This window comes from Planococcus sp. ANT_H30, from assembly GCF_008369335.1.
Lineage (GTDB): Bacteria > Bacillota > Bacilli > Bacillales_A > Planococcaceae > Planococcus > Planococcus kocurii.
In genome coordinates this window covers 1-13,709 of sequence record NZ_VOBJ01000009.1, presented here as the reverse complement: position 1 = coordinate 13,709, position 13,709 = coordinate 1, and the positions used below count along the sequence as shown (strand labels likewise).

The 13,709-nt window shown below is 41.1% G+C and carries 11 protein-coding genes; 7 read left to right on the top strand and 4 right to left on the bottom strand.

The window, feature by feature from the left end:
• Nucleotides 1-347: 347 nt before the first annotated feature.
• Both FQ085_RS15120 and FQ085_RS15115 read right to left on the bottom strand, forming a co-directional pair.
• Nucleotides 348-1,829 carry a UDP-glucose--hexose-1-phosphate uridylyltransferase gene (locus FQ085_RS15120; RefSeq protein ID WP_149457042.1) on the bottom strand — a complete coding sequence of 494 codons (1,482 nt, stop codon included), beginning with the start codon at nucleotides 1,827-1,829 and terminating at the stop codon, nucleotides 348-350.
• Between the two features lie 97 nt (nucleotides 1,830-1,926).
• The gene (locus tag FQ085_RS15115) at nucleotides 1,927-3,105 is read right to left on the bottom strand and encodes a galactokinase (RefSeq protein WP_149457041.1); all 1,179 of its coding nucleotides are present in this window, start codon (nucleotides 3,103-3,105) and stop codon (nucleotides 1,927-1,929) included.
• 128 nt (nucleotides 3,106-3,233) lie between these two features.
• Here FQ085_RS15115 and FQ085_RS15110 point away from each other — a divergent pair, with 128 nt between their 5' ends.
• Both FQ085_RS15110 and FQ085_RS15105 read left to right on the top strand, forming a co-directional pair.
• A complete protein-coding gene (locus FQ085_RS15110; RefSeq protein ID WP_149457040.1) occupies nucleotides 3,234-4,370 on the top strand; it encodes an ROK family transcriptional regulator in 1,137 nt (378 codons plus the stop codon).
• 19 nt (nucleotides 4,371-4,389) lie between these two features.
• Complete coding sequence (locus FQ085_RS15105) at nucleotides 4,390-5,448, top strand: aldose epimerase family protein (RefSeq protein ID WP_149457039.1); 1,059 nt, start codon at nucleotides 4,390-4,392, stop codon at nucleotides 5,446-5,448.
• A gap of 155 nt (nucleotides 5,449-5,603) precedes the next feature.
• Here the strand turns inward: FQ085_RS15105 and gltS are convergent, their stop codons facing one another.
• Entirely contained in the window at nucleotides 5,604-6,806 is a 1,203-nt protein-coding gene (gltS, locus tag FQ085_RS15100; RefSeq protein ID WP_149457038.1) for a sodium/glutamate symporter, read from the bottom strand.
• A 4-nt stretch (nucleotides 6,807-6,810) separates the two neighbouring features.
• Complete coding sequence (hutG, locus tag FQ085_RS15095) at nucleotides 6,811-7,776, bottom strand: formimidoylglutamase (RefSeq protein WP_149457037.1); 966 nt, start codon at nucleotides 7,774-7,776, stop codon at nucleotides 6,811-6,813.
• Between the two features lie 134 nt (nucleotides 7,777-7,910).
• Here hutG and FQ085_RS15090 point away from each other — a divergent pair, with 134 nt between their 5' ends.
• The 5 genes from FQ085_RS15090 (at nucleotide 7,911) to FQ085_RS15070 (ending at nucleotide 13,522) form a co-directional block, all read left to right on the top strand.
• Nucleotides 7,911-8,813 carry a LysR family transcriptional regulator gene (locus tag FQ085_RS15090; protein WP_149457036.1) on the top strand — a complete coding sequence of 301 codons (903 nt, stop codon included), beginning with the start codon at nucleotides 7,911-7,913 and terminating at the stop codon, nucleotides 8,811-8,813.
• Nucleotides 8,814-9,297: 484 nt separating this feature from the next.
• Nucleotides 9,298-11,157 carry a DUF2075 domain-containing protein gene (locus FQ085_RS15085; RefSeq protein ID WP_149457035.1) on the top strand — a complete coding sequence of 620 codons (1,860 nt, stop codon included), beginning with the start codon at nucleotides 9,298-9,300 and terminating at the stop codon, nucleotides 11,155-11,157.
• Between the two features lie 85 nt (nucleotides 11,158-11,242).
• On the top strand, nucleotides 11,243-12,208 hold the full coding sequence (locus FQ085_RS15080) for a hypothetical protein (RefSeq protein ID WP_149457034.1): 966 nt from the start codon (nucleotides 11,243-11,245) through the stop codon (nucleotides 12,206-12,208).
• A gap of 17 nt (nucleotides 12,209-12,225) precedes the next feature.
• On the top strand, nucleotides 12,226-12,756 hold the full coding sequence (locus FQ085_RS15075) for a hypothetical protein (protein WP_149457033.1): 531 nt from the start codon (nucleotides 12,226-12,228) through the stop codon (nucleotides 12,754-12,756).
• A 67-nt stretch (nucleotides 12,757-12,823) separates the two neighbouring features.
• The gene (locus tag FQ085_RS15070) at nucleotides 12,824-13,522 is read left to right on the top strand and encodes a dCTP deaminase domain-containing protein (protein ID WP_149457032.1); all 699 of its coding nucleotides are present in this window, start codon (nucleotides 12,824-12,826) and stop codon (nucleotides 13,520-13,522) included.
• The last annotated feature ends 187 nt before the right edge of the window (nucleotides 13,523-13,709 follow it).

The following is a 13,709-nucleotide window of genomic DNA, read 5'->3' as shown; positions in this document are numbered from 1 at the left end:
GACGAAACGAGCCCATGTTCTGTTGAGAACTGGGCTTTTTTCTTGGTTATAATCTGTGTACAGCAATAAAACCGCGCTGGTCGCTTTGGGGATGACTCCCGCAAGAAGCCAGGAAAACCATCTGTCTTCTTGCTTCGTCTACCCCGTGGACGCGCCACCGCTAGTGTCCGTGTTAAATGTGTAGAGTAAAGGGTATCAAGATTACTTTTCGCAAGGAAAAAGACAAAAGAGACATGGGGAACGAACTTGTTCCCCTGTCTCTTTTGTCGAACGCTTCCCCAAATACGTAGATGACTTCGTATGAATAATAGCAATTGGTCCTTGTCAGCTGCTTTCTCAATATAGCTCTATTGGTTATCCAAGACATCGATAAATCGCTCAAATGCTGCACGGTCCTTTAACACACCAGCATCTTCTAACACGCGTACGAATTTTTTTCCGAGTTCTTCTTGTAACGCGTTTTCGGCCTCTTCCGGTGTAGCGAAAATGCCGTATTGCGCTTTTAACTGCGCAGCCCATTCGAGGTGGAAAGGTGCCACTTGGTGTGGGTTGCCGAGTAGAAGCGCTTGAATTTCAGCGAGTTCTTCTTTTAAACGCGGTGGCAAAACGGCAAGTCCCATCACTTCGATTAAACCAATATTTTCTTTTTTAATGTGGTGAACATCTTCATGCGGGTGGAAAATACCTGAAGGAAACGCTTCTGTTGTGCGGTTGTTGCGTAACACCAAATCGATTTCAAACAAGCCATTACGCTTTCTGGCGATTGGCGTAAGGGTGTTATGCGGTGTGTCACCAGTAAAAGCGACAACATTAGCTGACTTGTCAGCATAAGTTCTCCACGTCTGCAAAATATCGTCCGCTGCATCTACTAAGCTACTGATTGCGGTGCCTTTCAACCGAATGACCGACATCGGCCAATGAATGACAGAAGCCGTGATTTCGGGGTAGGCAGTTAAAGCAAATCCAAAAGCATCTTCTGCTCGCGTCATAGCAAACTCATAGCGTCCGGCTTGGTAATGATCATGACTTAAAATAGAGCCACCGACAATTGGCAAGTCGGCGTTGGAACCGATAAAGTAATGCGGAAAGCGTTCGGTAAATGTAAGTAGGCGTTCAAAACTGCTTCGATCAATTTTCATATCGCGATGTTCTTCAGAAAGTAAAATGCTGTGCTCGTCGTAGTAAACATACGGTGAATACTGCAAATACCAGTTCTCACCAGTAAGTGGAACGTTGACGACACGGTGATTGGCTCGTGCCGGGTAGCCAGTGCGCCCTGCGTAACCTTCATTTTCTTTGCACAACAAACATTTCGGGTAATGGAGCGTTTGTTTGTTTTCACGCTCTCTTTTAATTTGCTCAGGATCTTTTTCTGGTTTTGATAAGTTAATGGTAATATCCATTTTTCCGTACGGTGTGTCTGTTTGATAGGAAATGTTTTTGCGGATCCGATTCATTTGGATGTAGTTGCTGTTTTTACTTAACTCGTAAAAAAAGTCGGTTGCAGCAATGGGGGATTCCGCGTATTTTTCGTTAAACAAAGCATTAATAGCAGAAGGTCGTGCGACAAAGCAATTCATCATGTTAGCCGACAGCATTTCCTTATCGTCAAAAACATCCGCAATGACGCCTTGTTCGACAGCATAAGCAACAAGCTGCTCCAATAAATTCGGAATCGTATCATGTGTAGGTTCAATTCGTTCATCCGGATAAGATTCAAGCCCCAACAAATGCATCACTTGGTTTCGGACATAGTCGACATCTGTCTTGTCAATCAAGTCGCATTGGAGAGCTTGGTAAACGAGTCCTGCAAGATGTTGAACAATCATATCGCAACCTCCTTTTTGTAGCCACTTGAATGAGAAGAGAGTTCCGCGAGTGGAATGTCTGAAAATCCTGCTCCACCTAAAACTAAAATCGCCATCGTCAAAACTCCTCTGTTAATTCTTTGGCACCATCCGAAATTTTCGCTTCGTAAAAAGAAGGAGAATATCCAAACGCTTCGGTATAACTTTTCGTGAGTTCCTTTTTAAAATGTTCAATTTGTGCACGGTCGACCAGGGCAATGGCACAGCCACCAAATCCAGCACCCGTCATTCGTGCACCAATGACACCGGGTAAATTCCAAGCTGTTTCAGCAATATGATCCAACTCAGCACCCGTCACTTCATAATCATCGCGAAGTGAACTGTGAGAAGCATTCATCAATTGACCAAAAGCCCGAATATTCCCCCGTTTAAGTTCCTCGAGTGCCAGCAAAGTTCGTTCGTTTTCATAAACGGCATGCTTGGCTCGTTTACGGTTTATATCGTCTTTGATCAACTGTTTGTGTTGTTCAAAGGTCTCGGAAGAAAGTTCGCCTAGGCTATCGATATCCAGTTTGGTACAGAGATCAGCTAATGCGCTTTCACATTGCGCCCGGCGCTCATTGTATTTAGAACCAGCCAACGTCCGTTGTTTATTGGAGTTGATAATCACAATGTCGTGATCTTCCAAATCGACCGGTGCGTAGGTAAATTGCAAAGTTTGGCAATCCAGTAACAGGGCAAAATCCTTTTTGCCTTTGCCGATTGCAAATTGATCCATAATGCCACTATTGACGCCAATATACTGGTTTTCAACTTTTTGACCAAGTTGAATCATCAGCAATCGATCGATGTCCAAATCGAACAAGCCTTCCAGTACAACCCCTGTCGCCATCTCAATAGAAGCAGAAGAAGACAAGCCAGCGCCGTTTGGAATATCGCCGTAAAACAGAAGATCCATGCCGGTAGGAATCGAAAAGCCGCTGCGAATAAAAAACTCGATCATGCCTTTTGGAAAGTTCGCCCAGTCATGATTTGCGTGATAAGACAAGTCGGCAAGGTCACATTCAATAATTCCTTGCTCTGGAAAATTGATCGAATAAAACCGCAGTTGTTGATCGGTACGCGGTCGCACAACGGCATAAGTGCCAAAGGAAATAGCGGCCGGAAACACATGACCGCCATTATAATCCGTATGTTCACCAATCAAATTGATGCGCCCAGGCGCAAAAAAGAAGCGGGGAAGTTCTTCGGTTTTAAAAGTTTCGTTGAATGTTTGGGACAACTCTCTGCGGTTCATCTAATTCCTCCAATACTTTGTAAATTAATTTAATTAACATAAGTATAGAGGATTTTGGTAAACTATACAATAACGAAACTGCACATAAAAAAAGCGGTTAACAATACAAAAAAACGGAGGAGAAACAGATGCGTCAAGGCACCTTTAAATGGATGAAATCAATGAACAAATCAATCATCCTCAACAAAATCAGAAAAGATGGACCGATATCGAGAGCACAAATTGCACGCGACACCAAGTTAACGCCGCCGACAGTTAGCAGCAATGTAAAAGAATTGCTCGAACAAAGTATCGTTGAAGAACAGGAGTTGGGCGAGTCACTCGGTGGACGGAAACCGACCATGTTGGTGATCAATAACGAGGCGTTTACGATTATTGGCGTTGATGCTGGACCGGAAAGCATTGAATGCATCAGAGCAAATCTTGCCGGTAAAGTATTGAAAAGATCTAAAACGAAATTGCAGCTGCCGATAGACAACGACCAATTTATCGCGGCCTTGAAAAGCTGTATTGCAAGCTGTCTGGATTCCACAGATCAAGTGATCGGCATTGGCGTAGCTATGCACGGCGTGGTGGACAGAGCGACGGGAACGTCTTTGTATGCACCCAACTTAGGGTTAGCTAATATCCCGATTAAAGAACAGCTGGAAAAAGAATTCGGCTTAGAAGTCAAAGTGGAAAACGATGCGCGAGCGATGGCATTGGGTGAATATTGGTTTGGCAATCACGGCGAACTAGCGAGCATGCTAGCGGTGAACATCGGAAGCGGTGTTGGTGCCGGGGTCATTATTGACGGCAAACTGTACCACGGAGCCACCGACATTGCCGGAGAAGTTGGCCACATGACCATTGATTTACACGGCGAGATATGTGAATGCGGCAACCAAGGCTGCTTGCAAACATTTGTCAGCGGACCAGCGATTGCTAGAAAAGCAACAGGACAGAATCTTACAGCTGAACAAGTATTTGAACAAGCTGTCGCGGGCGACGAGTCGTCTATTGCCAACTTCAAGGCAGCAGGAAAAGCGCTCGGCGTGGGATTAACAAACCTCATCCATATCGTCAATCCGGAGAAAATTGTCTTAGGTGGCGGCGTGTCCAAAGCACAGCAATTTATCTTGCCGGAAGTTCGTCAAACCATCCAAGCATCAGCCTTGACGCCTGCAGCGAGTGCGACGCTAGTAGAAATCTCCAAGCTAGGAGACGATGCGACAGTAATCGGCGCCGTCACTTTACTGTTAGTGGACGTTTTTGAACTAACATAAAAGAGAGGATGAACAGAACATGGAGATTAGTCAAAAGCTGTTTGGTCATAAAAACAATCAACCGGTCACGTTGTATACCTTAAAAAACGATAGAGGCTTTCAAGTGTCTTGTATCGATTACGGTTGCGTCATTACGGAAATCATCACACCAGACCGCAACGGCAAATTAGAAAATGTCGTGCTGGGCTTTGATACGTTTGAAGAATATGAAAATAATCCTCATTTTTTCGGTGCATTGGTGGGTCGCTTTGCAGGTCGGATAAAAGACGGCGAGTTTACACTGGATGGAACGTCTTACCAAGTCGCTCAAAATGCCAATGGCCATCATTTGCATGGCGGCGTTAAAGGCTTACATGCAGTACTGTGGGAGTCTAGTGTCATCACAACTGACCAAGAAGCTATCGTTGAATTTACGTATGTCAGCCCAGACGGTGAAGAAGGTTTTCCAGGAAACTTGTCCATGACGGTCCGGTACAGCTTGAAGAACGACCGCAATCAACTGGTTATTTCTTACCGAGCAACTTCCGATAAGACAACATTGTTGAACGTGACCAATCATTCGTATTTTAATTTGAGCGGCAATCTCAAAAAGACCGTGTTGGACCATGAACTGACAATGGCCAGTGATTATTATTTAGACGTTGACGAAGAACTGCTACCGACTGGCAATTTGGTTTCGGTAACAGAAGATTCGTTATTCGATTTTCGAAGAGGCAAAACCATCAGACAAGCGACAACCGCTGAACACCCGCAAACGAAACTAGCAGGAAATGGATACGATCATCCGTTTTTATTGAATCGTGCAAAACAACCCGCCGTCCAACTAACAGATGCAGAAAGTGGTCGTACATTAATGATCGAAACAACTGAACCGGCAGTGGTGTTTTATACCGGAAATCATATCGGAGGTCCTTACACAATTAGGGGGACAGCAGCCCAAAACCAGCTCGGTATGTGCTTTGAAACACAAGGTCCACCAGATTCGGCGCGTCACGCGCATTTTCCTTCTTCTATACTACGTGCAGATGAGGAGTTCAAATCTGAAACAACGTATACATTCTCTCGAATAAAACGGTAAGTAAAAAAACCCCATGAATCTGAAGCGGATTACGCAACAGACTCGTGGGGTTTTTACACAAGCAATCGTACAGGTGATGCTGTTAAACAGACTGGATTCATCAGTCGCTTTGCTATCTAATAGAACAAGAAAGCAGACAGGGTATTTGTCTCAACCTAACTAAACATATTAATCGTCGTCAAAATAATCGGCATCGCAAACACATCAATCAAGAACGCACCAACAATCGGAACAACCAAGTACGCTTTTTGTGAATGTCCGTATCTTGAAGTGATGGCGTCCATATTGGCCATGGCGTTTGGTGTAGCACCGAGACCGTGACCCGTGAAACCACCGACCATCACGGCAGCGTCGTAGTTTTTGCCGAGTAGGCGGAACAAGACAAACGTACCAAACAAAGCGATAAATGCGACTTGAACGAAGATGATCAAGAACAACGGAAGCGCAAGATCAGCGATTTCCCATAGCTTGATGCTCATCAACGCCATCGACAAGAAAATACTCAACGTAATGTCCCCGATAATGCCGATGGTTTTCATTTCAATGATTGAGTCGTTGAATTTGTCTAAGACGTTTCGGACGATCACAGCAACAAACATCGCGCTGACGTAGTTCGGTAAAGCAAAGTCTGTCACACCGGTAAACCATTCACCGAGGTACGAGCCGACTGCCATACAGAAACCAAGGACGAACAATTGCATCATAAAGACGCGAGACGTAATCGGTGCGGCAACGTGTGAGAAAGAATTTGTCGATTTGGAATCTGCCAACTCCAGCTCTTCATCGGATTTGAGGTTGTTTTTATTGATCAAGTATTTAACGATCGGCCCACCAATCAACCCACCCGCGACGAGTCCTGCAGTTGCTGCAGCTAAACCGATAGATAAAGCACCTTCAACACCCATTGCTTCAATCGTGGTTCCGAATGCCGTAGCGGCTCCGTGGCCACCTTCCATGGACACAGCACCCATCATGACACCGATTAATGGATCCAAGTTTAACAAAGAAGCGAGCGAAATACCGATCGCACTTTGAACAAGTGCAAGAAATCCACAAGCTAGCCAATAAATCACGAGCAACCGGCCACCAATTTTGATAAGCCCAAAGCTCGCGCCGAGTCCCACTGTAGTGAAGAACACCAACATGAACAAGCTTTGAAGAGAGGTGTCGAGTGTGACATTGACAACGTCAAAGCCTCTCAAAGTGGTTAAGATAAACGCCAGCAACAATCCACCGACGACTGGCGCAGGAATGCAGTATTTATCCAAAATTTTAATTTTTGAATTCAAATAAGAGCCGATTACAAATACCGCAATTGCTAGAAAAATTGTCGTTACTTGGTTGAGTTCCAAAGTCATCGTCTCACTCCTCTTCTCTATGCTTCATCGTAAAGCCGTCCATCACTTCAGCTACTAAGTAAGCCGCAAGTTTCACCGTTCGTTGTTGTTCATCTAATGACGGATTAACTTCCGAAATATCAAAGCTTTTCACGTTCTTCTTCGACATGATATACCGAAGCAGTTTGCAAACCATCAATGGATCTAAACCGAGTGGGGACGGAGCACTGACACCAGGTGCTGCAGCTGCATTGATCGAGTCTGTACAAAGTGTTGCCAGCACGACATCGTATTGCGCACAAAATTCATCAATTGCCTTAGCGGCATTCGGCATATCAGACAAGGTCAGTTCGTCCGCCATCATGTATTTGCAACCTAGTAGCTCAGCCGTTTTAAACAAAGCAGGGGTATTGCCAAAAGTTTGCACGCCGAGACATAAGTAACCGGCATTGGTATCGCTTTCAAGAATTTGCCGAAACATCGTGCCAGACGAGGGGTGTTCCGCTTGGCGAAGATCAAAATGCGCATCAATATTAATCAACCCAATTTTAGCATCTTTTCCCGCAAATTCTCGAACCCCTAAATAATGGCCATACAAGGTTTCGTGTCCACCACCGAGAATAATTGGCGTAGCTGCTTGTTCGAGAAGCTTACAAACGGCAGTTCCTAATTCTTGTTGTGCGTGTTCTAACGCTGGGCCTTCACAAACAACATTGCCGACGTCAAAGGTTTTTTGGCAACTATCAAAATTATACGGGAGACTCGCAAGCTTGCTGCGAATTTGATCGGGTGCTGCGGCAGCGCCGAGACGTCCTTTGTTGCGTCGAACTCCTTCTTCGCATTCAAAACCAACAATCGCAAAAGCCTCTGGTTCAGCCGGCAAGCTAGTTAATGCTTGTGTTTGAACAGCTTGGTGAAAACGAAAGCTGTCTGGGTCCGTGCTGCTATCAATCCGTCCTTGCCAGTGTTCGCTAGTAGGTAATTTATACATATGGGCACTCCTTTATGAAAAAGATTATTATTTCAGAAATAACGGTATTCATATTGTAAGGACATTACTCTATAATTACTAATATCAATAATCTATATTTTCATAGTTTTTAACTATAGGAAGGGGGAGGCACAATGGACATACGCTTGCTTCGGTACTTTATCGCCATTGCAGAAAGCTCAACATTTACGAAAGCTGCAGCAAATCTGCACATCGCACAGCCATCACTCAGTATTGCCATTAAAAAATTGGAAACGGACATGGGGCTGATCTTGCTAGACCGCAGCATGCGGGAAATTGCCTTGACGAAAGAAGGACAAATTTTATACGAAGAAGCTAAAAAACTGGTGACGCATTTTGAATACGTCGAAAAAGAGTTGAAGCGACTAAAAGCACAAGGACCGATGGAGCTGTCAATCGGCATGATCGAGTCCGCCAAGTTCTGGATTCCGAAAGTATTAAAAAGCATCAAACAAGAGTTTCCAGAAGTTCACATCGAAATTATTGAAGTGCTAGGGCTAGAAGACATCAACCGTGCATTAAACAAATTCGACATCCATTTTGCCATCACCAATCAGCTGATTTCAAAAAGAGAAGTAAAAACCTTGCCGATCTACCGGGAGAAATTTGTCGTGCTATTGCCACCGGGACATCCGCTAGAAGCACAGCCACAAATTAGCATCACCGATTTAAACGGCGAAGCCTTTATCATCTTCAAAGAAGGCTTCCAAACACGCGTGGATATTCTGAATGCGTTCCGGCAAGCTGGTACAAAACCCAACATCCAATTCGAAGTCGAGCGCTTTGAAACCGCCTGCAGTTTTGTCGAAGAAGGGCTAGGCGTTACGTTCGTTCCGGAAAATTATTTAAAAGTCTCTGCCACTTCCCGCTATGCGATCAAGCCGTTAAAAGACCCCATCGCACCGCGTACCGTTTACTTGGCTTTTGACACAAGTCGGTATTTGCCGCCGCTCGTGATGCGGTCGATGGAATTGATTCAGGAGTTTTTTGAGCGTGTGGAGGGTCTGGGGGAGTGAGCGAGAAAAGCGGTGTATGTAAAGTCCTATTATATATATCCGCCTAGCCCATGGGAGATGTTGAATAGAAATTAACTAAGCATCATCTAGAATCTCTTACGGATTCTGGATGATGCTTAGTTTGTCTGCTTTCATAGCCGACTGAAAGAATGTCCACTGTCCCAATAGAATTTGTATGGAGTTGTTCGACAAGTGCTGCTGCCTCATTTTCTGTAAGAGTAAGATCATTAGGAGAACAACTACTCAATAGGAAAAGACATATAAGTAAGATGCTGAGACTACTTGTTTTCATCGTATTCACCTCTTGGTAGGTAGACGAACAGGGAAGAAGCAAAGTTACATAGAAATTTTGAACCAACAGAAAAATAGATTTTAAAGAGAATTTTAATAAAATTGTAAAAATATTTTGTTTATTCACCTGGTAACAGTTAAATAATGTTAATATATTTGTATCGAATATCCTTATTTAGAGAGGAGCACCTCCATGATTATCTACAACGAAAGCTCTTCAAAATTTATTGACCACGTATTAGAAGACCGCATCGAATCGGTGCTTCTGAAAAAAGTACAAGAGAAGATGAATCATTCAGTATCTGCCAGCGAAATTCGTTCGTGGACAAACTCGTTACCGCAAATGGCTAAGATTTTGCGGGATGCTGATTTAAAAGAAGGAACGCACGTGCTTTTAGAATACAAGCTGCCTTCAACCGAAAAGCGTATTGATTTTCTGATTACCGGAGAAGACAAAAGTGGCCAGCAAAACGCAGTTATTGTGGAGTTAAAGCAATGGCAGAAATCACAGCTCGCAGAAGGAGACGGCATCGTTAGGACGTTCTTGGGTGGTCGTGAACGCGAAACTGTTCATCCATCTTATCAGTCGCTGTCCTATAAACGCTATCTCGAAAACTTCAATGAAGCGTTATACGAAGATACGTCAATCAGTTTAAGTTCTTGTGCGTATTTACATAATTATATCCCGAATAAACTAGCAGAGCCCTTGCTCAATGAACGCTATACAAGCTATGTTGAGCAATCACCCATCTATTTTCAATTTGACGATTTATTGCTGCGAAAGCGAATCAATGCCGCTGTATCTGAAGGCAAAGGTACAGAAATTGCTCGGAAAATCGAAGAAGGGCGTATTCGACCTTCTAAAAAACTAGTCGAAGCTGTGAACTCCTTATTTGAAGGAAATGAAGAGTTTATTCTACTTGATGAACAAAAAGTCGCTTATGAAAAAGTACTGTCGATTTACAACAGTATGAATTTAGAGACAGATCAAAAACACACGATTCTTATCAAAGGTGGACCAGGAACTGGAAAGTCAGTGATTGGGTTGAACTTGATGAACTTCTTGTTAAGTGATGAAGCGACCATCGAATACATCACACCCAACCAATCGTTCCGTGAAATTTTACGTAAGAAACTAATAGGGCGGAGCGGTTTTGTGGAAATTCGGAGCCTTTTTAAAGGTTCCGCGTCGTATGTGGAAACACCCACAAATTACTACGACGTCCTGGTCTGTGACGAAGCGCATCGTCTAAAAAACCAAGGCCATATGAAACGCAAAATCGAAGGCGAAAACCAAGCCACTCAAATCATTCGCGCCAGTAGAGTCAGCGTATTCTTTATTGATGACGAGCAAGTGATATCCAATAAAGACATCGGTCGCTTTAAACTACTTCAAGAAGAAGCAGAAAAGCAAAACTCCAAGGTCCATGTCGTAGAACTCGATTCGCAATTTCGCTGTGCCGGTTCAGGAAATTATCTAGAGTGGCTCGACAATGTTTTATACGACCGTAAGCAAGACATTCAGTTAGATGGAGACTTCGACTTCAAAGTCGTCGATTCACCACACGAGTTATATGAGAAGGTCGTCAAAGAAAAAGGTGGCAGGCTGCTTGCGGGTTATGCCTGGGAATGGAACACGAAAAGGTTAGATGGCGAGTTACCGAAAGACGTTATCATCGAAGAACACGATTTCGCCATGCCATGGAACGACCCTGCGCGTATCGACTGGGCTATTCATCCAGAAGGATCAGAGCAAATCGGCTGCATTCACACTGTTCAAGGATTAGAGATGAAATATATAGGTGTCATTATAGGTAATGATTTGACTTATAATCCTGAAACGCAATCTATTGAAGTAAAGCGCGAGAACTTTAAGGATAAAGGTGCACGACCAGCGAAACCTAAGGGTACGTATAATGTTGATCCTCTTGATCAACTGGTGAAAAATACGTATAAGACTTTGATGACTCGGGGGATGAAGGGTTGTTATGTTTATTGTGTTAACTCTGAAATGAATTATCTATTAAGGAAAGAAAAAACTGCAAATAGATAAAAGTCTTTTGATACCGTATCATTAATGAATAGTAATAAGTTATTTTTAATAATATTCCTTAATAGTGAGAGGAGAAAAATGATAAATGCAATATCTAGTATTTAAGTTAAATCTTCAACCAGCAAAACTAATTGAGTATAAAAATGAAAAAGATTATTTAATTAATATACTAATCCCCAGCATGTTGGAAAATGTTGTTTCTCTAACTAAAATACCTAATAAGAACGTTTATAAAATTGATTTAGAAGCTGCAGATATTAATGATTTTGGTTTAATTTATAATAATCTATTATTAGAAACAGAAAAACTAGTAAGTTATTACAAGGATATTTTAGAGCAGTATAAAGAGAAGAAGGAAATTTTTTATTCTAAGGAGTTTTTAAATTTAAATTCAAACTGTAGTACTAAAAGGCGCAAGTTAGAGAAAAAATATCCGGTATTACAAGAAGCACTTGATAAATATTCAGATTTATTAATTGATCAAGAAATCGATGTGAATTTAGAGAGTAAAATCGGCACAGGGATTGTTCACCTCCGAAAATTCTACAAAATCAAAAAGTATATAAACGAAGCTGAAATACAACTTGACGAACCGTTGGACATTTCAGCATATTATAGACCAAAGGATGAGAGAATCTTAATCGAAATAAATTCTGATAAGGTGGAAAATCCTATTAGACAAGCTCAATTTTATATTTCGTATATAGAAAGCTTTATAAACAACAGCGATAAAGTAGTTAGTAAATTAGGGAAAGTTAATATTAATCCAGTCTATGAATCTATAGTTTTAAGTGATGATTCTTATACAGAGATAAGTTTTTCATTAGTTTATCCCAATGGAAACCCTTCTCTTGATAGACATAATATTCTTAAAGCATCTGATGCTAAAGAAGCTCAATTCACCATCTACGGTACAGATGATCAACCCTTAAAAAAAGAAGCAATCGAAGATATTGTGAATGCAGAAGCAAAAAAAGGATATTTAAAAAATATTTTTTCTAAGAAAGGGAAAAAAATTACTGCAACTATCAAGAGAGTTGATACTTTATAAAGGGAAGGAGTAGAGTAATGAAAGAGAACTTTTATAAAAATCCCTTTATTATTATATGGCATTCTAAAAACAATTTAATGCCTCTCTATTTGGTTTCATCTTGGTTTATGCTTCTATTAATATCTATATTTGGTACTTTTCAATTTGATTATTTTAATTTTTCCAACTTGAGTTTAAGCTCGCATTTTTCGATTAGTTCTACAGGATTAACTCTAACATTAGCGCTTTTTGTTGCAGGAAAGGCTGCTTTCAATGATACAGAATTAAAGATATTAGCTCAGCATAAACCAAAAAAAGATTTGCAAGGGCAAGCATTAATTAATTTTTTAGGACCATTTGTATTTACTTCAATGATATTTTTTTTAACTGGAATAGTGTCACTATATGCTCCTTATTTAGATTTGAATCTTACTCTTACTGTTATAACGGTATTTAAAATTATGTATTTAAACTTGCTTAGTCTAGGATTTTTTAGTTTGTTTAATTTGGTAATAACTATGTTAAATGATGTATATTTAAAAGCTTTTAGAACGGATAAAAGTGAATGATAAATGAAGTTTCCACTTCTAATAGGATTGAATTCGATACCATACAAGGAAAAGCAGGTGTTATCTTATGTTATTAAGTAATAATGATATTAAAAGAGAATTAATTAAGGCTAAAAATATTAGTATTCATCCTTTAATTGTAGAAAATATTAAGGGGAGCTCCATTAACCTCACGGCAAGCGCTCATGCATGGGATGTAGAGACAAAGAAAACAGTAATTCTAGATAACAAAAAAATTGTAATAAAAGGAAATTCAACGGTAGCTATATTTACAGAAGAGGCAGTATGGGTGTCTAGAAGAGTTGGAGGAACGTACCATCCTAGAGTATCATTAGTAGCTAAAGGATTAAGTAACATTTCAACTACTCTAGATCCTCAATGGTATGGACTTTCTTTGGTGACAGTAAGCAACTCCTCTTCTAAAGATATAGTTTTAAGAGTAGGTGAAGCTTTTGTTTCTATTATGCTATATTACTTAAATTCTCCTGCAACTAAAGGAATTATAGATAATCAAGCCAGCAGACCTGACTTATATAGCAAGTTTGACTTAACGGATGGGGATGAAGAGTTTTTGAGTCAACAATGGCATAGAAATTATCATGGAATTCTACAGAAAATGAAAAACTCAGATAGTTATAAATATTTAGTGAAAGACAAAACGAAATTTAGAAGAGATATATCAACATTTTTAGCACATCCATTAGTATCTGGTATTCTAGGCGGTATAGTAGTTGCAGGTATCATTTTTCTTCTGAATCTGAATTGATTTTTAAATTAACTTTTAAGCTATGTAAGTGCACTGGAACTGTCATATATAAAATCGCGTCCCTACTATATGAAATAGATAGATAACGGCGCAAAGAACCATTGTTTTCTGGGTATACAAGAAGTACCAATCACAGAACTTCCGAAATACCCACCCAAAAGGAGCTGAAAACAATGGTTCTGTCTAC